The organism is Candidatus Amarobacter glycogenicus (assembly GCF_016704105.1).
Lineage (GTDB): Bacteria > Chloroflexota > Dehalococcoidia > Tepidiformales > Tepidiformaceae > Amarobacter > Amarobacter glycogenicus.
Window position 1 is genome coordinate 458,820 of record NZ_JADJAT010000001.1, and the last position, 18,265, is coordinate 477,084.

Below are 18,265 nucleotides of genomic sequence, written 5' to 3' on the forward strand. Positions count from 1 at the left end.
AGGCATCAGACTTCCCCGATCCGGAGGGCCTTGTGGACGGCGAGGCGGGAGTAGACCGCTGCGAGTGAGGCGATTGTGCCGAGGAAGACAATTCCCAGCAATGCGTAGACGGTCAAGACCGCGCTCCAACTTACCTGCGATACGAGCGGGGGCACGGGGTCGGCGCCCGATTCGGTAACACCGAGGTAGCCGATCATGAGCCGGCCGAGCGGGAAGCCCAGGAATGTGCCGACGACCACCCCCGCAACGATGACGAAGAGCTGCTCGAAGCTCACGAGCGAAAGCACCTGCCGGCTGGTGTAACCCATCGTCCGGAGGATGGCGAACTCCAGGGACCGCGACTGGACGGCGAGCGTCGCGTAGACAGCGAACCCGAGGCCCGTCAGAAGCAGCACAGCGGCAAACGAGAGGAACAGGATCCCCTCCCAGCTGGCAGCAACCAGCGGGTCGGCTTCCTGGGCGGCGCGGACGTCGCGCCGGTCGAAGAGGCCATCGGCCTGGACGCCTTTGGCCAGCAACTGCTCGCGCTCCATGACACCGGGGGTCGCCGGGGACATCCAGGCGTCGTTCACATAGGCGCCGTCGGCCAGCACGGGCACGACCGAAGCGAGTTCCTGCATCGCATCGCGGTCAGCGACCAGGAGCATCTCGTTCTTCGCCGGGTCGTGCCCGGGGAAGAGGTTGAACGTGCCGACCAGCATCACCTGGACGTATTGCCGGTTCACGTAGAGGGTGAACTCCTCGCCGTTCTCGCGGCCGCTCACCTGCGCGAACTCCTTCTCCGCGAGGATTGGGAGGGGCCCGGGTGCCCGGATTAGCCTCAACCCGAAGAGTGGCGCCACACCTCGCCCACGAGTGAACGAAATGCGCGCTGCCCCCGAGCCTTCGCGCCCGCCGGTGGCGGCGAACGAGATCGTCCCGGGGTCGCCGGGGGTCGAGCCCGTCATCAGGGTGTAGCGCGCGATGTCATCGAACGGCTCCACGACCCTTGCATCGGCGAACCCGTTGGCGGGCACGGCGATGACCTGGGCCGCTGGCGCCTCGGTGGTCTGAACGTCATCGACGATGACGTTGACCCGCTCTGCGACCTGCGGCGGCTGGGCGGTGACGCGTACGTAGACCGCGTCGATGCGGCGCTCCATCGCCGTCGAGTAGGTGAGTCCCTGGCTGAAGCGCAACTGGTTCGGGCGGGTCAGGTCCGCTGCGAAGAACCTCCAGCCCGGTCCCGCCGGCTGGGAAGAAGTCAGCGTGTACTCCCAGAAGAGGCCATCTTCGCCCCGGGTGCGAATGCCGATGGTGGCCACGTTCGGCGCCAGCGGAAACTGGGCCCAAAGTCCTACCTGCCGTGCTCCCGCCGGGATGAGTTTCGGCTCGGGGCGTTCAGCGTCCGGCAGTTTCGTCCGGGCCAACAGTTCCCCGAGCGCGGGACCGGCGAAGTCATCGCGCCAGTAAGCCAGGGTCTCGAACTCCCCCGGGACGACCCCGAGCATGATCACCGACTGGCTCTGGTATTGGGTGAGCTGGTAGGAGCCCGGCGAGCGGACTGCCAGGGAAACCTGTTCGGCTCCGGTAGCCTGCTGCACGCGATCGTGAACCACGTCGTTCGATTGGTTCATGGGCTGGCGGATGCCCTCGAGGCGCGATTCGGCGCCGGCGGTGAAGGCCGACCGGTCGTCGTACCCGCGTTCGAGCGTCGCCCGGTAACCCGCGGCGAACATGCCCACGGCCGTCGCGAGCAAGAGAAGAAGGATCAACCGGCTGTACTGCATCGGCGCGCGGGTCATGCGATTCAGCCCGAGTGCGACCGTCGGGCTCTCGAGGCGACGCGTCGCCCAGGCGACGAACCGCAAGGCGAGCGGGAACACGCGCAAAAAGACGAGCGCCACCATGAGCATGAAGAGCGTCGGCGAAAGCAACAGAAGCGGGTCGGCCGAGAGGTCGCCGAAGAGCCGTTCCGTGACGAAGGATCCCTTTTCACGCAGTTGGTAGAAGAGGAACGCCCCTATCCCGACGAGGACGAGGTCCAGGTAGTAACGGAGGAAGAGCGGCTGCGTCTGGGGCCGAGCGAGCGCGTGCTTGTAGTCGATCGTCGTCTGGCGGGCAGCCCGCCACGCTGGGATGAGGAGCGCGGCGAAGGCAAGGGCGGCGCCGCCCAGGGCCGCCAGGAAGGCGAGCCGCGAGAGCGGCACTTCGAGCGCGGCATTGCCGCTGAGCGATTCGAACGGCGGAGTGTAACCGAGGACGGCGATGCCCAGCTTCGCGAGGAAGGGCCCGATGACTGCGGCGGTCCCGCAGAGCACGAGCCCTTCGATCGCATAGATCGCGATCACCTGCTGCGTGCTGGCGCCGCGGGAACGCAACAGTGCGATTTCCCCCTGCTGACGCTCGACCAGCATCGTTGCCACCATGACCAGGTAGTACAGCGAGATGCCGACGACCTGCAGCATGAGGGCGAACAAGGGCAGCCGCGTGAAGAACAACTTGGTGCGGTACTCGCCGATGATGTCCGGCAGCTTCGTCTCGACGATTGCCCCGTTGACCTGCTCCCGGACGGCCGGGTCGAGGGCACGCGTCCCGTCCTCGATGCGGCGGGCGTTGCGCGCATCGATCTTGCCGATGTCGATGAATCCATACGTTTCGACGCTGCTATCCATGTCCGGGAGATACGTTGCGAGCGTCCCGTTGACCACGCTTTCGGGTACCCAGAAGGGGTAGGTTGGCCACGAGGTGCTGTCCATCACGAACCGGTCGACCTTTCCGAACCAGAACGGGCTGGAGTAGTCGCGGGGTTCGACGAAGCCGACGACGGTCACGGGGACGGGAGCGAGGTCCTGGCGCCAGAAGGGGTGCAGGTCGAAACGCGCACCCAGTTCGATCCCAAGCTTGGCGGCGGCGTCCCTGCCCATGAGGACTTCGATCACCGGCGGCGCGCTTCCGACGGGCGCGTTCGGCTGGCGGCCTTCCACGAGCTCCACTTCGGTCTCGAAGCGGTCCACGAACTGGAGGTGTGCGCGGGGACGGTCTTCGCCCACCGGGAAGGACAGGCCAGGCTCCGACGGGTAGAACGTGGCCGACCGGCCGTAGTGCACCAGTTCCTCGAGAGCCGGGGCGGTGTGCTGGCGAATCAGACGGTCGGTGGTTTCGCGCCGGGCGGCGTAGTCCGGCAGTCCGGGCCGTCCGGAGACCACGACTCGCACGTTGCGGCTGATCGGGTCTGCATTCTTCAAGGCGTGACTCAGGCCGAGGTCACGGATGGCATCGGAGTAGAGGATGACGCTGGACATGAGGGCAGCCGACATGACCACGCCAACAATCACCGTCGCGAGCAGGCGGCGGTTGGCGAGGCTTCGGCGGACAACCATGCGAAGGATGGTCGCGACGGTCTGCATTGATCTGTGGCGGGAGCCTAGCAGCCCGCATGGCGGAGCCGCAAAAGGCGGCCTCGGCCGTAAAGCGCCCGGCGGCAATCGCGGCGCTTGTGTAGAGTGACCCGGATGCGCGGAATCGTCCGGATCTGGCGGCTGTTCTCGCGGCGAAGTGGACGCAACTGGCGGCTGCTCGCAGTCCTCGCCCTCGGGATGATCATGGCTGCGTCGCTGCTCGCGGCGGCACCGGTCTATGCCCGCACGATGGCCGACCTGGGGCTGACCTTCCTCGTCCGGGAAGACCTGAACGACAACCCGGGAAACCGCGTCCAGTTCACGGCGATCCCATTGGCGACGGAAGAAGGCACAGAACTCAAGCGCGCGGTAGCCTCCCGGATCGAAGAGCGGCTCGGATGGTTCGAGGCCTCCAGCTCGCGGTATCTGCGCACCGGCCGTTTCTTCACAGGGCGCGAGGGCGCGGAGATCACGTGGCTGTCGCCACAGGGCCAGCTCCAATCGCTAACTGGCTACGAAGAGCATGTCCGCCTGCTCGAAGGCAACTTTCCGAAGAGCACACCAGCGGGCGAAGCCATCGAGGTCGCCCTCGGCCCCCAGGCTGCCGCCCAGGCGAAACTCGCCGTCGGCCAGACCTTCCGGATGGTGGAAGACTTCGACGACTGCGCCAGGGAACTCCCCAGCCTGGAACGCCCGCCCCCACCACCCTGCACGCCCGTCGCCGGGGTTACCTTTGGCTTTACTGCGAAGCTGACGGGCATCATCGAGCCGATTTCGGAGGATGATGCATTCTGGGTGACCCTGACGAGCATCTATTTCGCGCCGTTCAGTGTCGGCACCCAGGCCGGCGTGGTCGTCCCCATGTTCACCACCGAGGAAACGCTGCTCGGGAACTTCGCCGCCCACAACCCGGGCTACATGGCCGAGACCGCCTGGCACACGTACGCGGACCCGGAACGCCTCTCCAAATCGAATTTCGAGCGCGCACGCGAAGACCTCATCGGGCTCCACGGCGACGTGGAAGCCCTTGGCGGCGCCTCTTTCAGTCCCCTTTCCAACCTCCTCGATGTCTACCGCGAAAGCGCGAGCTACCAGCAGGCGCCGCTCACCATCCTCCTGCTGGAGGTGGCGGCAGTGGCGCTCTTCTACGTAATCCTGATGGCGCTCGTCATCGTCGAACGCCAGGCGGACGAGATTTCCCTCCTGCGAAGCCGCGGGGCGACGACCTACCAGGTCGGTGCCATGTACCTGCTGGAAGGGCTCATCCTTGGCATCCCGTGCCTGCTCGCGGCGCCGTTCATCGCCGCCGTCTCGACCTCGGCCCTCGGACTGACGCCAACCTTCGAGAAGGTGAACGGCGGCGAACTGCTGCCAACCACGATCCCGCTTTCCGCGTTCGCCTTCGCCGCCATCGGGGTCGGCCTATCGGTCGTCGTGCTGCTGGTGCCGGCGATCCTCGTCGCCCGCCGGAGTGCCGTGGCCCGGCGCCGCGAACAGGCACGGCCGGGGGCTTCCTTCCTGCAGCGTTACTACCTGGACCTCGCGCTTGCGGGCGTCGCCGGGTTGTTGCTGTGGGAGCTGCAGGAGAAGGGCACCGTCTTCCAGCCCTCTGCGACGGGCGGTGTTTCTTCCGACCCCCTCCTCCTTGCCTCGCCTGCGATCCTCATGCTCGCCGCAGCAGCACTGCTGCTCCGGTTCTACCCCATTGCGCTTCGCCTGGGAGCACGCCTGTTCGGGCGCAAGGCGTCGCCGGCAGTCGCCGTGGGTCTTTGGCAGGTGGCGCGCAGCCCGGGAAACTCCGCGCGGCTTGCGCTCCTGCTCACCATGGCCGTCGCTGTCGGGACGTTCGCCGCGAGCTATTCGACAACCGCGAAAGCGACATTCGATGACCGGGCGAAGTACGCCGCAGGCGTGGACTGGCGCATGGCGGGAGGTTTGACCAGCAGCATGGGACTGAACGGCAAAGGGAATGACGCCCGCCTCAGCGCCCTCCCCGGAGTGGACTACGCCACGGCCGTCATCCGCATCCCCGGTTCGCCAGCCATCGCCGGGGTTTCGGCACGTTCGTTCCAGGTCCTCGGTGTCGACCCTGACCGGGCGTCGGAGATGCTGTGGTTCAGGGACGACTTCGCAGACCTTTCGCTGCGCGAGATGATGGCGAATCTCGGTGCGCCCCAGCCACTCCGGGGCAAGGCGCTTCCCGCGGGAACCACGAGCCTCAAGATCAAGGTCAGCAGCAGTGATCAGCGGGCGGTCCAGACGCTCTGGGCCAGGGTTGTCGACAAGGACCAGTCGTTCCAGATGCTCGAGTTGGGGACGATGCCAGGCCCCGGCTGGCACGAAATGAGCGTGAACCTCCAGAAAAACCCTGACGGCGTCTATGGTGAGCCGTTCTTCCTTATGTCGCTGATGGTCACGGAGCCATCGAACCGCTTCAACGCCCAGAACCTCGTGATCCTCATCGACGACATCACCGCCGTGGGCGCGGGCGGACAGGAGACGCTCCTGGAAGGTTTCGAAGGCACCGCACCGGGCTGGACGCCGTTGCCGAGCAAACTGGCAAAGCAGGATGTCTTCGAGATCACGCGCGACGGTGCAGCCACAGGCAACAGCGCAGGGAAGCTCACGCGCCTTGCCGGGCAGAGCACTGATCTCTGGGGGCTGTACTACACCCAGTCCACGGTCCCCATGCCGGTCATCGCAAGCGAGTCGTTCTCCGCGTCAACCGGGATCCCTCCCGGCGGCGCCGGAAACGTCGTTGTTGGAGACATCCTGACGCCGATCACCATCACCGCGACCTTCCGGTTGATGCCCACACTCGACACATCCCAGGGTCCCGCCGTCATCTTCAACCGCGACCACCTCCTCTCGTGGATCGGCATCGTCGACGTGATCCAGGCGCCGGGGATCAACGAGGCCTGGTTCTCCCTCGAACCAGGCGCGGACGTCGAGGCCCTGGAGCGCGCACTCAGCGAAGCGCCGTTTTCCCTGGAAGAGATGTACGACCAGCAGAGCCAGCTCGAGTCGCTCGAGCGGAACCCGCTCATCGCTGCCGGTGGCGCCGGAATCCTCTACATCGCCTTTGGGGCGGTGCTGTTGCTGGTAGCGGCCGCGCTGCTCGTGTCACTCTGGGTCTCCGTCCAGCGCCGTCGTGGAGAATTCGCGGTACTCCGGGCGATGGGCCTCTCCCGCGGCCAGGTCGTCCAGCTCCTCGCCTTCGAGTACGCAATTGTCGCCATCCTCGGACTCGTCGCCGGGGCTTACCTGGGCAGGCTCGTCGGCGAGCGGATGCTCTCTTTCTTGAACGTGGACGACGCGGGGAACCGGGCAGAGCCGGGCTTCCTGCTCGAGACGGATTGGCTCCTCGTCATCGCCGGTGGAGCGATCGTGCTGGCGGTCTTCATCGCCGCGATGGTCTTCGCCGGCCGCCTGATCACTCGGACGAGCGACGCCGCGGCCCTACGCACGGAATAGCCGGTACCGACCTTGCTATCTCGCCCCAGCGACGAGTACGAGGACACCCTGTGCCACGTCCGGCGTTCCGTCGGCACGGAGATGGAGGGCAATGCGGTCACCCGGCTGGATCGCCGCAGGTTCTCCGGCGACCAGCAAGCGAATCGGTGCACCTTCGTCCACGAAGATCGTTCCGGGGCCGTTCGCCGTCCGGGTCACGCCGTTTCGGCCATCGAAGGACTCGAGCACGGCGGACACCACAGCCCGCTCGCGGCCTTCACGGGATGTCTCATAGCCGTAGAACCCGTCGGCGAGCGCCAGCGGGCCATCTTCGAAGCTGACGATGCCGGCGGGCTGGCCGAAGGCCAACATCGTGATGGTGTAGTTACGCACCTCGTTCGGCACGGCGATGACGTTGACCAGCAGCGGCGGCTTGATTTCGGCCGGGGTCCCGGTGCGCAAGAACCAGACACGCGTACCGGACGGCAGGTCCAGGTCCAGTGCAGTCGCGTCCTTGGCCGTGCCGGTGGTGACGGTGAGTTTGCCCGCCTGGGAACGTTCGACGTTGTAGGCCGCGTAAGGCAGCCCCGGCGGCGGAACGAACGCATCCAGCGGCGGCGGGGCATCGGACTTCCCGGCTTCGCGGGCAAAGAGCAGCACCGCCGCGAGCGCCGCCATCACGACGAGGAAGATCGCGACCGGCAACAGCCATGGGAACCGGGCGGGACGAGGCAAAGCCGATTCGGTCATCGCGCCGAATCGTAGGCGGCGGAATGCGACGAGGCAAAGCCCAGGTGCCCGGGCCGGCGCCCTCCCTCTGAGCCGGACGGTTCCTTCCGTCCCCGGGAGCAGGTAGCCTGCGCCAAACCACGACCCACGAGGAGTCCCGATGTACCCACCGCTCAGCCGCGAGTTTCCGCCTGTCTTCGATGGGCACGAGGACTTCATTACGGCGATCAAGCCGCGACGCGCCATCTTCGGCCCGAATGGGGGGCGCGACTTCCTGGCGGACGGCGCGGTGAGCACGGATTCCGACGCCGAACGGCGGGGCCACGTGGACCTGCCGCGCGCGATGCGGGGGGGCCTCGGTGGATGCTTCACCTCAATCTACCTTTCGAACGAACGAGCCGAGTACAACGCGCTCGCCTACGCCATCGACGAGATGAACGATGTCTTCCGGGTCGCCGACCGCAGCGACGGGCACTTCCGGGTCTGCCGCACCGCGCAGGAAGTACGTAAGGCCTGGGCCGAGGACGCTTTCGCATCGGTCTTCATGTTCGAAGGTGCGGACCCGATTTCGTGGAGCCTGAAGGAGCTGCGCGTTTTCTACGAAGCCGGGCTGCGGTGCCTGGCGCCCACATGGAGCCGCTCGACGATCTTCGCCCACGGTGTCGCTTTCGGAGGGAACCTGCCGGCGACCGGGCTGACCGACCTCGGCCGCGAACTCGTGCACGAGTGCAACCGGCTCGGCATCATCCTTGATGTCTCGCACATTAACCCGGCAGGCTTCTGGGACATGATCGAGGAGTCGTCCGCCCCGATCGTCGCGACGCACTCGAGCGTCAAGGCGGTGTCACCGCACGTCCGCAACCTGGACGACGACCAGATCCGAGCGCTGGCGAACAAGGGCGGCACGATCGGCATCAACTTCGCCAACATCTTCCTGCGGCCGGACATGCAGGCGAACCGGGACACGCCGCTCGACATCGTACTGAGCCACTTCGAACACATCGTGACGCTGGTGGGCGACGAGCATGTCTCGTTCGGCAGCGACTTCGACGGCACCGACATCCCGGATGTTATCCGAGACGCCGAGGGCTTGCCGGTCATCCTGCGCGAACTCAAACGGCGCGGCTACAGCGAAGCGCGCCTGGAACGCATATGCAACGGCAACTTCTTGCGCGTTGCCGAAGCGGTCTGGCGATAGCCGGAAGACCCGCAGCTCCGCGGGCCTCGGACATCCCGGGGACGGCTAGCTTTCGGCGACGGTGACGGAGTCGATCGTCACCGGGTTCACCGGGCGATCCTGTGCGCCGGTCGGAGCTGTCGCGATCGCGTCGACGACTTCTTCGCCCGAAGTCAGCTTCCCGAAGATGGTGTAGTTCGGCGGCAGCGGGTAGTCCGCATGCATGACGAAGAACTGGCTGCCATTGGTGTTCGGGCCTGCATTCGCCATCGCGAGCGTCCCACGCAGGTACTGGCGGGTCACAGGCTCATCGTTGAAGCGGTAGCCGGGGCCACCACGGCCGGTGCCGGTCGGGTCTCCGCCCTGGATCATGAATCCCGGGATGCAGCGGTGGAAGATGATCCCATCAAAGTAGCCATCCCTGGCGAGGAAGACGAAGTTGTTGACGGTCTTCGGAGCATCGGCGGCGAAGAACTCGGCGGTCATGGAGCCGGCGGACGTCTCAATCACGGCGGTGTAGTTCTTTGCCGGATCGATAACCATCGCTGGCGGGCTGGAGTATTCCTTGGCCATAGGAGGCGTCTCCTGGGAGGTTGTGAATTCAGCGTAAGGGGTTTGGCCGGTAGGCGCGTTCCAGGGGGGCCTCAGCCCGCCACGGAGGCCATCGAGAAGAACGCCAGTGGCTCCTCCTGGCAGGTCAGTGCCATGACCCGCCCGGAGCGGTCAATGTCCACGCCTTTCGGTCCACCCTCTTCGCGGTTTGTTTGTCCGGCCTTGTCAGTCCTTCCACGTTCGAAAGTCGCGGAGTCGAGGACTGTCACCGCCCGGACCGAGTCCCGGGCACCGCTCCAATCTCCGTCGCTCTCGTAGACGTGCACCAGGGGTTCGCCGGCATCGGCGACGAGGATCCGGCGGTCATCGGCCGTGAACCGGAGGCCGTGCGGGTAGGCGGCGCCACGCAGCACGCCGGCGGGACTGGTCCGCCAGCCGAGATTCCTCGAACCGTCAAAAAGCTTGACGTCGTGCGTAGCGTGGCTGCTCACGGCGATCCAGCGGCCATCGTGGCTGACGGTGATACCGTCGGGGATACGGAGCCCGCGGTGGAGCAAGAACGCGGCCCGCGCCGGCCTGAAACCGTCCGGCCCGCCCAGCACGTGACCGGTCACGGTGTGGATGTAGTTGTTGCAGACGAGGAGTCTCCGTACCCCGTCTTCTCCCTGCCAGGTGGCGACCGATCCGGGTGACCGCACCCACCGGGTCAGGCTGCCCGGGACCGTGGCAATCGGCTCCGCCTGGAAGCGGCGGCCGCCGAGTTCGCCCACGGGCAACGTGAAGAGCGCGACCTGGCCGTCCCTGTTACCGACAGCGATCGTCCGGTCATCGAGAAAGTCGATCCCATGAACGAGCCCGATGCCGGGGGACACCAGTTCAAGAAAGTCGTGGACCGTAACTCGGGGGTCCTCCGCGGGGCCTTCGATTCTGACCCCGAGGACGAGGCACAGGCGGCGGCGAAACCCCGCGAGGACGAGGAGCCGGTTGTCCGGGGAGAAGCGAAGGTCTTCAGTCCGCCCAACTGCACGGAGAGCGTCGTGGACGGGTTGGCTGGCTGCGAACTCGAGCCGTGGGATCACACTTCCGGATGATACGCGAGGTTGCCGCGGGCCACGCGCCCCACTGACAATGGTCGCACGTGACGACAGCCACCCTGAACCCGACTGCCGCGAGCCCGCTGCTCTTTTCCGGTGCCATGGTCTTCGACTCTTCGGAGCGGAGCTTTCGCCGTGCCGACATCGCGGCTATCGACGGCCATATCCAGCTTGAGAACGCGGGCAGCATGCCCGGCGCCCGCAGGATTGATTGTAGTGGCAAGTTCATCATCCCCGGGCTCATCGATTGCCACGTCCACCTCACGGGCAGCGGCGATCCGGCGGAACTGAACGCGGCCCGCACAACGCCACTCGCCCAACGCGCGTGGAGGGCGGAAGCGTACGCACGGGCAACGCTCCATGCCGGATTCACGACCGTGCGCGACCTCGGCGCAGCTGACCGGTTAAACATCGAGATGGCGCACGCTGTTGCGGCCGGGTTGATCGAGGGGCCCCGGATACTGGCTGCGGGCCTGGGCGTGACCATGACCGGCGGACACGGTCACGGCTTCCTGGCGACCGAAGCCGACGGAGCTGACGCCGTCCGCAAGGCGGTCCGCGAGCAACTTCGGGCAGGTGCGACCGCGATCAAGCTGTTCGCAAGCGGCGGAGTGATGACCCCGGGTGTCGACCCACGTTCGCCAAGCTTTACCGAAGAGGAGCTGCGCGCAGGTGTGGAAGAAGCTCACAAAGCCTTCCGCCCGGTCGGCGCGCACGCGCAGGCGACTGATGGGATTAAGAACGCGATCCGGGCAGGCGTCGATTCGATCGAGCATGGCGTCTGGCTGGACGATGAGGCGATCGAGATGATGCGCGAGCGAGGAACCTACCTCGTGGCGACCCTGACGGCTCCCTACCAGATCGCCCACCGCGGGCTCGAAGCCGGGATCCCTTCCTACATGGTCGACAAGGGCTGGCAGGTGCTCGAATCCCACCAGGATAGCTTCCGGCGCGCTCTCCAGGCGGGCGTCCGCATCGCCATGGGAACCGACCAGGGCACCCCGGCGAACAAGCCTGGAGAGAACGCCCAGGAGCTGCTCCAGATGACGGCGCTCGGCATGAGTTCCGGTGCTGCCCTGATGGCGGCGACGGCCTGGGCGGCGGGACTGCTGCGCATCGAAGGAGAAGCCGGAAGCATCTCCGGCGGGCTCGCGGCGGACCTTGTCGTGCTGGATGGAGACCCGCTGGAGAACATCGGTGTACTTACGAACCAACGCGCGATTCGCGCGGTAATCCAGGCCGGGCGAATCGTGCGCTCGGACCTCCCCGAAAACGAGGACTAAATCATGAGCCAGCTTCAAAAGCGGATCCAGAAACTGCAGCGGCGCGACGGGCCTGCCATCGGGTTCGGACGCGTCAGCCGCGAGCAGCCACGAGCGATGGCACTCATAGCCACGGCCCGAAATGCCGCCGAGGTCCAGGCAGCGCTTGCGGCCGAAGCGGATGCCGTCGTCGTGGACGCCGGCAACGCCGCCGGCGCCGTTGCTTTGATGCAGGGCATCGCCAGCGACAAGCTCGCAATCGGTGCGCTCCTGGGTAGCCTCAGCGAAGCTGATGCCGGCGTGCTGCGTGATGCAAAGTGCGATTTCGTCATCAGCCCGCTGGACACCACCGACTCCGCGGCGGTCGACACCGAGAAGATCGGTCAGGCGGTGGTTGCCACCTTGGAGATGGAGGACAACACCCTCCGCGCGCTGGCGCCCCTCGGCCTCGATGGGCTGTACGTGGAGCGGGGCGGCGGCGCGATGACGCTTGGCCAGCAACTCGGCCTCGTCCGGCTCGCCTCGTTCGCGTCCACTGGGCTCATCGTGACAGTGGAAGTGGGCGCATCGGTGGGCGAGCTTCGCGTCCTGCGAGACTCCGGGACTGTTGCTGTGGCCGCTCCCGCCGGGACATCGGCCGAGGGCATGAAGGCGCTCAGCGACACGCTTAAAGCGGTGCCGGCCCCGCGGAAGAACAAGCGCGAAGGTTCCGACATCGCGCTGGTGCCCGCCGCGAAAAACGGCGACGAAGGCGAAGAGCACGAAGAAGAGGAATAGCCATGCCACAGGTTGCGGTTGAACGCGACGACCGTGTCGCAATTGTCACGATCACGAACCCGCCAATGGGTTATATGGATTCGGGGACGGTTCCCGAACTTGGCGCCGCGATGCTCGAACTCGAAGCCGACGAGTCCGTGCGGGCGGTGGTCATCACGGGCGGGCTGCCGGGAGTGTTCATCCGCCACTACTCAGTCGCGGAACTCGGCGCGATGTCCACTGTGCTGCGGGAACGGGGCACCAGCGTAGATATCGAGAGCCGGCTCCCCGAGCGGGACCTGGACCGGGTCTTCCGCCGGATGGAGACCATGCCGAAGCCGGTCATCGCGGCGGTCAACGGACTCGCCATGGGCGGCGGATTCGAGCTCATGCTCGCCTGCGACATCCGCATCGCCGAGGAAGGCGACTATCAGATGGGCCTACCGGAGATCACGGTCGGCATCCTCCCTGGGGCCGGTGGCACCCAGAAGCTCTCGAGGCTGGTCGGGATGGCGCGGGCGCTGGAGATGACACTGCGTGGCCGGACAGTGTCTCCGCGCGAAGCCCTGGCCCTCGGCATCGTCCAGGAATTGGCGCCCGCGGGAGGCGCCCTCGAGGCGGCGTTGACGATGGCCCACGAGATGGCGGCGAAGCCGGCGCGCGCTTCCGGATATATCAAGCGCCTGGTGCGGGCTTCGGTCGAAACCCCGTTGGAGGAAGGCCTCGCGCTCGAACGCACGCTGTTCCTGGACCTGATGACCACGGAAGAAGCACACCAGCTGATGTCGAAGATGAATGCCGAGAACCTCGACATCCGCCAGCTCTGAAGCAGAGACGTTCCGGGCGGCCCTCGGCGCCTGGTACCGCGCCAACGGCCGGCACGGGCTGCCCTGGCGGTTGACTCGTGACCCTTACGCGGTACTCGTTTCCGAAGTCATGCTCCAGCAGACCCAGGTCGAACGGGTTATCCCGCACTACGAAGCATGGTTGGCGCGCTGGCCGACCTTTGCCGCGCTGGCTGGCGTACTGCCGGCCGAAGTCATCCGGGCCTGGCGCGGGCTGGGGTACAACCGGCGCGCACTCAACCTCCACCGTCTGGCACGCGATGTGGTCGAGAATCACGCAGGCGAACTTCCGCGCGCTCCCGTGGTTCTGCTCGGCCTCCCGGGCGTCGGCTCCTACACCGCCTCAGCTGTGCGCTGCTTCGCGCGAGCGGAACGCGTGGTGGTCACCGACACCAACATCGCCCGCGTCATCGCCCGTTCCCGCCTCGGCGTCGCGACCCGGAGAGATGTCTCCGCGGAATCGCTGGGCGAGGCAGCCGGGGCGCTCCTCCCGGCAACGGATGTGCGTGATCACAACCTTGCGCTCATGGACCTCGGCGCAGTGGTCTGCCGCGCCCGAAACCCGGACTGCGAAGCGTGCCCGCTCCGGGGTCGCTGTTCGTGGAAGACCGCCGGCTCCCCAGCAGCCCGGGCTCCCGCCGGGCCGGCGCCGAAGTTCGAAACGACGGCGCGCTTCGCCCGGGGCCGCATCATCGACGCCCTCCGGGAAGCCCCGGCGGACATCGACGAACTCGCGGCAATACTGCCCGGCCTGCATTCCGAGCGCACGGGTATCTACCTCGCAGCGCTGGAGAAGGACGGCCTGGTCAGCCACGACGCCGCCGGTACCTGGGCGCTAGCGTAGAACTCCCGGTTACTTGCCCGTCCAGTTTGGGGCGCGCTTTTCGGCGAACGCACGTGGCCCCTCGACCGCATCCGAACTCGTCCGGCGAGCCATCTCCCATTCATAGCGGGCGGTTGCAGCCTCGGGTAGCGGCAGGAGCAGGCCGCGCATCGCGGCTTCCTTGGTGGCACGCACGGATAGCGGCGCGCAGCGCACGATGTCGGCCACCCACGCGTCGACCGCGTCGTCGAGCTTCGCGAGCGGCACGACTTCGTTCACGAGACCCATCTCGTAAGCGCGCTGAGCCGGGATATGGCGTCCCGTGAGCAGGTAACCCATCGCTTGTTTCAGTGGGAGGTGGCGCGGAAGCCGGTGCACGCCGAGTGCCCCGGCGATCAACCCGCGGCGCGGCTCCGGCAGGCCAACTTCGGCGTGGTCGGCCGCGACGATGATGTCGCACGCCAGCGCCATCTCCAGGCCACCGCCCAGCGCGAACCCGTTGACCCGCGCGATCACGGGCTTGAACAGGTCGAACCTGTTCGTGATACCCCCGAAGCCGCCCGCGGGCATCGAAAGGTCCGGTCGCTCTTCCCGCGAAAGCCGCGACATCTCGGCGGTGTACTTCAGGTCATTCCCCGCCGAGAACGCGCGGTCGCCTTCGCCGGTGAGGACGGCCACCCAGGCGTCGTCGTCATTGGCGAAATCATCGAAGGCTCCGCCCATCTCCCGGCTGGCGTGGGCGTGGAGCGCGTTCATCACTTCCGGCCGCGTGATGGTGATGCGGACAACATGGTCCTTCTTCTCGTACCGGCAGAACTGCATTGAGACTCTCCGCATGGTGTGGTGCGGGGAGTCTAGAAGGACGGGAGGAGGAACGCGACTTCAGCGTGGCCCGCGCGGCTACGGCGTCTCGGCGACAGCTTCGATCACGGCGTGCATGACTTCGCGCTCGCGGTCACGCATGAATCTGCGATGGTCGCCGTGCAGGCCATCCGCGATCGAATGTTCCTCCGAGACGAGGTCATCGACGCGCAGGAGTGCCGCGGCGCGCCTGGCGCCAAAGTGCTTGGCGACAGCAAAGGTCGCCGCGGTCTCCATGTCGACCCCGTGCCAGCCGTGGCGCGACCAATCGGCGATCACGTCGCGCGATTCGGCGAGAAGCGCGGGCGTGGAGTAGATCGCGTGCTCGTTGAACGGGATGCCGCGGGCGGCGAGCTGTGCTGCGATGGCGTTCGCCAGCTGTGGCGTGGCATCAGCAAGGATCCCCTTCGCCAGGTACCAATCCGAAACACCGTCCTGCCGTTCAGCATGCCTCGGCACCACCACGTCGCCGAGGTCCGTGCCGAATTGGAGGGCTCCATACCAGCCGAGCTGGACGACCGTCTTCACACCGGCGCCACACCAGGCGTGGGCGGACATCGCCGCCATCGGACCGCCGAAGCACCCTGAGAGTGCGACCCGTGTTCCCCTGTGCTCGCCGGTGTAGTACGGGACTCCACTGGCACTCGTCTCCGAGCGCGAGAACGTGGCGTTCTCGAGGTAGCGCGAAAATCGCTCGGCGCCCCGGTGCACATCGAAAACGCCGAGCAGGAGCAGGAGTTCGGGCAAGTCGTCCGGACCCAGTCCGAGCATTTTCTGGTGATCTTCGGGCCCGAGTTCCCTGTACATCGCCTAATCCAGCGCGCAGGCATCGAGGCCTGCTTCCCACCCATCGTTGAAGGCGTCGATACGCTGGCCCGGAGTGCCGTGAGCCTGGGGATCGAAGAACGGCGTATCGCGCGGGTCCCCGACGCGGAACAGCGCCGTAATGCCCTCTTCGAAGTCGCCTTTCTCCATGAGTCCCCGGGCATCGGCGTCGGCCGCCCAGACGCCGGCCAGGCAGTCTGCCTGGAGCTCGGTCTGGATGGTCAGTAGCGTATCGTCGTCGAGGATGCCGAGCAGCGATTGGACCAGGTGGCCCCATTCGTGCGCAATGATGAGCACGGGTCCGAAGTCGCCGTTGGAATCGAGCTCGTCGCGGAGGAAGTTCAGGTCGTAGTAGATCGAGTGGTCGGCGCCGCAATAAAAGGCGTTGTTCAACAACGCCTTGCCGCAGTCGGTTTCAATCTCGGTCTCGTAGGCTTTGAATTTGATCGGCGGGTCGTACGTCATCTTCTCGAACGCGAACTGGCCGGCCCAGAACTCATCGACGTCGGCTCGCGCAAGCTCGACCAGGTCGGCGATGGTCGCGGGACAGCCGTCTTCGGGATCACTTCCCCAGATGCCCTCGTCTTCCTTGTCGCGGTCGCAGTCGTCGCGGCTGTCGCGAATGCCGTCGCGATCGCGGTCCTTCGGTTCGGAGTCGTCATCGTCGTCTGAGCCGCCGCCACCGCAGGCGACGCTGAGCGCGGAGAACGAAACGAGGGCCAGGAGGGCGAAGAAGAGCAGGGCGGGGCGCCGAATCACGAGTACCTCCGCGGCCAGTGAGCCGCTTGTTCGGGACAAAATAGCGCCACCCGGCCGGGTGGCGCTATCGGGCCGCGCGGCAAAGGCTGCGGTTACTTCTTCACCGGCGGGACCTTCGGGGCCGCTTTGTGGTCGGCCTTCTGCTTGTTGGTCTTCTGGGTGTTCTTCGGGCTCTTGTCTCCCATGTCAGGCTCTCCTTAATCGCAGGTATAGGCAGAGTGGATGGTAGCGGAGCAAAACGAGACTGAAAAGACGGAACGGCCGGAAAGTGGTCACTACTCTGGCAGCAGCAACATCGCATCGCCAAACGAGTAGAAGCGGTAGCCCTCGGCCACCGCCCGGCGGTAGGCATCCAGCACGAATTCTTGCCCGGCGAGCGCGCACACGAGCATCAACAACGTCGACTTCGGCAGGTGGAAATTCGTCATGAGCGCGTCGACCACCCTGAAGTCGTCGCCCGGGAGTATGCGCAGGCTGGTCCAACCGTCGTACGGAACAATTCCTCCGCGTTCGCGGGCAACATGCTCGAGAGTCCGGACGACCGTGGTCCCGACAGCGACGACACGGCGGCCCTGGGCCTTTGCCCGGGCGATGGCCGCGGCCGCACCTTCTGGCACCGTCACGTGTTCGGCATGGAGTACATGGTCGCGCGGGTCATCGGCAACCACTGGTCGGAAGGTGCCCGGCCCCACGTGGAGCGTGACCTCGACCCGCTGGATGTCCCTTTCAGCGAGTGACTCGAACAGCTCCTGCGTGAAGTGGAGGCCAGCCGTGGGCGCGGCGGAACTGGCAGGTTCGCGCGAGTAGACCGTCTGGTAGCGTTCCGGGTCGCCCGTGTAGTCCTTGATGTACGGCGGCAGCGGTATCGTCCCGGCGGAGGCGGGGTCGAAGGAGCGTTCGAATTCGAGCACCACCGGGCCTTCCGCCCGGAATCGCACCGTCGCCGCGAGGGGCCCGTCGCTGGCTTCGAAGATGAACCGGCGGCCCGGCCTCGCCTGGCGAGTGGGCTTAAACAGCACCTCCCACAGGCGGTCGCTGAACGGCCGCACGAGAAGCGCTTCGACTTCCCCGCCGGTATCGGGACGCCTCCCAAAGAGCCGCGCCGCCATCACGCGGGTGTCGTTCACCACAAGCAGGTCGCCGGGCTTCAGCAACGCGGGCAAGTCGCGCACGGTCCGGTGCTCGACCACCCCGGAGCGGAAGCGAAGGACCATCAGCCGGGCCGAGTCGCGCGGCTCGGCCGGTTGTTGGGCGACCTGGCCAAGGGGGAGGTCGAAGGCAAAGTCATCGGTGCGCACGGATCCGAGCATTGCGTCTTCGAAACCACCGGTCTACGTTGGCCACATGGCGAGCGAAAACGGCACCGGGACAGCCGGCTACACCGCCGAGCGCCTCGAAGCGCTGGCCGCGAACCGGCTGACGCTCGACAAGAGCGCCGTGCGCAGCATCCGCGCCGATGAAATCGAGATCACGAAGAGCGCCGTCGCGTTTGCCCGGTTCGACCACGGGACGATCCGGCAGGGTTCGGCGGGGGTCGTCATCGGCCGCTCCGTGGCAATGGATGAAGTAAGAACGGGGATCCTGATATCGCCTGTGGTGCGCGGCGATGTGCACACGTGGCTCGACATGCGCTCGGCTGTGGCTATCGGGTTTGGGATGGTGATGGGGAAGGCTTTGCTTGCCGCCGGCCGTGCATTGGTGCGACGGGTGCGAGGCTGAGTTCCTCCGCCGGGATGATCGTGTTTGCCT

Annotated in this window: 15 protein-coding genes; 7 read left to right on the plus strand and 8 right to left on the minus strand. The window is 66.4% G+C overall.

Going from position 1 to position 18,265, the window contains the following annotated elements; all coding sequences use genetic code 11:
* Positions 1-5 precede the first annotated feature (5 nt).
* Positions 6-3,389 carry an FtsX-like permease family protein gene (locus IPG14_RS02400; RefSeq protein WP_343390779.1) on the minus strand — a complete coding sequence of 1,128 codons (3,384 nt, stop codon included), beginning with the start codon at positions 3,387-3,389 and terminating at the stop codon, positions 6-8.
* Between the two features lie 105 nt (positions 3,390-3,494).
* Here IPG14_RS02400 and IPG14_RS02405 point away from each other — a divergent pair, with 105 nt between their 5' ends.
* Positions 3,495-6,854 (plus strand): FtsX-like permease family protein, encoded by a 3,360-nt coding sequence (locus IPG14_RS02405; RefSeq protein WP_343390780.1) that lies wholly within the window; start codon positions 3,495-3,497, stop codon positions 6,852-6,854.
* A gap of 15 nt (positions 6,855-6,869) precedes the next feature.
* On the opposite strand, the gene IPG14_RS02410 is transcribed toward IPG14_RS02405, so the two are convergent.
* Positions 6,870-7,583 carry a hypothetical protein gene (locus IPG14_RS02410; RefSeq protein ID WP_343390781.1) on the minus strand — a complete coding sequence of 238 codons (714 nt, stop codon included), beginning with the start codon at positions 7,581-7,583 and terminating at the stop codon, positions 6,870-6,872.
* 139 nt (positions 7,584-7,722) lie between these two features.
* On the opposite strand from IPG14_RS02410, the gene IPG14_RS02415 reads away from it, so the two are divergent.
* The gene (locus IPG14_RS02415) at positions 7,723-8,760 is read left to right on the plus strand and encodes a dipeptidase (RefSeq protein WP_343390782.1); all 1,038 of its coding nucleotides are present in this window, start codon (positions 7,723-7,725) and stop codon (positions 8,758-8,760) included.
* Positions 8,761-8,805: 45 nt separating this feature from the next.
* On the opposite strand, the gene IPG14_RS02420 is transcribed toward IPG14_RS02415, so the two are convergent.
* Both IPG14_RS02420 and IPG14_RS02425 read right to left on the minus strand, forming a co-directional pair.
* Positions 8,806-9,312, minus strand: a complete 507-nt coding sequence (locus tag IPG14_RS02420; RefSeq protein ID WP_343384924.1) for a peptidylprolyl isomerase — start codon at positions 9,310-9,312, stop codon at positions 8,806-8,808.
* 71 nt (positions 9,313-9,383) lie between these two features.
* A complete protein-coding gene (locus IPG14_RS02425; RefSeq protein WP_343390783.1) occupies positions 9,384-10,370 on the minus strand; it encodes a hypothetical protein in 987 nt (328 codons plus the stop codon).
* A 59-nt stretch (positions 10,371-10,429) separates the two neighbouring features.
* Between IPG14_RS02425 and IPG14_RS02430 the strand changes: the two genes are divergently transcribed.
* From IPG14_RS02430 to IPG14_RS02445, 4 genes are read left to right on the plus strand one after another with little or no spacing between them, the layout of a single operon-like run.
* Positions 10,430-11,668, plus strand: coding sequence for an amidohydrolase family protein (locus tag IPG14_RS02430; RefSeq protein ID WP_343390784.1), 1,239 nt, complete (start codon positions 10,430-10,432; stop codon positions 11,666-11,668).
* A 3-nt stretch (positions 11,669-11,671) separates the two neighbouring features.
* Positions 11,672-12,424, plus strand: a complete 753-nt coding sequence (locus IPG14_RS02435) for a hypothetical protein (protein ID WP_343390785.1) — start codon at positions 11,672-11,674, stop codon at positions 12,422-12,424.
* Between the two features lie 2 nt (positions 12,425-12,426).
* Positions 12,427-13,230 carry an enoyl-CoA hydratase/isomerase family protein gene (locus IPG14_RS02440; RefSeq protein ID WP_343390786.1) on the plus strand — a complete coding sequence of 268 codons (804 nt, stop codon included), beginning with the start codon at positions 12,427-12,429 and terminating at the stop codon, positions 13,228-13,230.
* Positions 13,199-14,092: an A/G-specific adenine glycosylase gene (locus tag IPG14_RS02445; RefSeq protein ID WP_343390787.1), complete on the plus strand. Its 894-nt coding sequence runs from the start codon at positions 13,199-13,201 to the stop codon at positions 14,090-14,092. The genes IPG14_RS02440 and IPG14_RS02445 overlap by 32 nt, the downstream gene beginning before the upstream one ends.
* Positions 14,093-14,101: 9 nt before the next feature.
* Here the strand turns inward: IPG14_RS02445 and IPG14_RS02450 are convergent, their stop codons facing one another.
* The 4 genes from IPG14_RS02450 to queA all read right to left on the minus strand — a co-directional run bounded on the left by IPG14_RS02450 (position 14,102) and on the right by queA (position 17,814).
* The gene (locus IPG14_RS02450; RefSeq protein ID WP_343387966.1) at positions 14,102-14,893 is read right to left on the minus strand and encodes an enoyl-CoA hydratase-related protein; all 792 of its coding nucleotides are present in this window, start codon (positions 14,891-14,893) and stop codon (positions 14,102-14,104) included.
* Between the two features lie 78 nt (positions 14,894-14,971).
* Positions 14,972-15,739 (minus strand): hypothetical protein, encoded by a 768-nt coding sequence (locus IPG14_RS02455; protein ID WP_343390788.1) that lies wholly within the window; start codon positions 15,737-15,739, stop codon positions 14,972-14,974.
* 3 nt (positions 15,740-15,742) lie between these two features.
* A complete protein-coding gene (locus IPG14_RS02460) occupies positions 15,743-16,516 on the minus strand; it encodes a neutral zinc metallopeptidase (protein WP_343390789.1) in 774 nt (257 codons plus the stop codon).
* A 275-nt stretch (positions 16,517-16,791) separates the two neighbouring features.
* On the minus strand, positions 16,792-17,814 hold the full coding sequence (queA, locus tag IPG14_RS02465) for a tRNA preQ1(34) S-adenosylmethionine ribosyltransferase-isomerase QueA (RefSeq protein ID WP_343391045.1): 1,023 nt from the start codon (positions 17,812-17,814) through the stop codon (positions 16,792-16,794).
* 46 nt (positions 17,815-17,860) lie between these two features.
* Between queA and IPG14_RS02470 the strand changes: the two genes are divergently transcribed.
* Entirely contained in the window at positions 17,861-18,235 is a 375-nt protein-coding gene (locus IPG14_RS02470) for a hypothetical protein (protein WP_343387968.1), read from the plus strand.
* Positions 18,236-18,265 lie beyond the last annotated feature (30 nt).

Coding starts and splice junctions, on each gene's coding strand:
- IPG14_RS02440 (WP_343390786.1), top strand. CDS start 12,427: ATGCCACAGGTTGCGGTTGAACGCGACGACCGTGTCGCAATTGTCACG.
- IPG14_RS02445 (WP_343390787.1), top strand. CDS start 13,199: ATGCCGAGAACCTCGACATCCGCCAGCTCTGAAGCAGAGACGTTCCGG.
- IPG14_RS02410 (WP_343390781.1), bottom strand. CDS start 7,583: ATGACCGAATCGGCTTTGCCTCGTCCCGCCCGGTTCCCATGGCTGTTG.
- IPG14_RS02415 (WP_343390782.1), top strand. CDS start 7,723: ATGTACCCACCGCTCAGCCGCGAGTTTCCGCCTGTCTTCGATGGGCAC.
- IPG14_RS02405 (WP_343390780.1), top strand. CDS start 3,495: ATGCGCGGAATCGTCCGGATCTGGCGGCTGTTCTCGCGGCGAAGTGGA.
- IPG14_RS02470 (WP_343387968.1), top strand. CDS start 17,861: ATGGCGAGCGAAAACGGCACCGGGACAGCCGGCTACACCGCCGAGCGC.
- IPG14_RS02420 (WP_343384924.1), bottom strand. CDS start 9,312: ATGGCCAAGGAATACTCCAGCCCGCCAGCGATGGTTATCGATCCGGCA.
- IPG14_RS02400 (WP_343390779.1), bottom strand. CDS start 3,389: ATGCAGACCGTCGCGACCATCCTTCGCATGGTTGTCCGCCGAAGCCTC.
- IPG14_RS02435 (WP_343390785.1), top strand. CDS start 11,672: ATGAGCCAGCTTCAAAAGCGGATCCAGAAACTGCAGCGGCGCGACGGG.
- IPG14_RS02455 (WP_343390788.1), bottom strand. CDS start 15,739: ATGTACAGGGAACTCGGGCCCGAAGATCACCAGAAAATGCTCGGACTG.
- IPG14_RS02450 (WP_343387966.1), bottom strand. CDS start 14,893: ATGCAGTTCTGCCGGTACGAGAAGAAGGACCATGTTGTCCGCATCACC.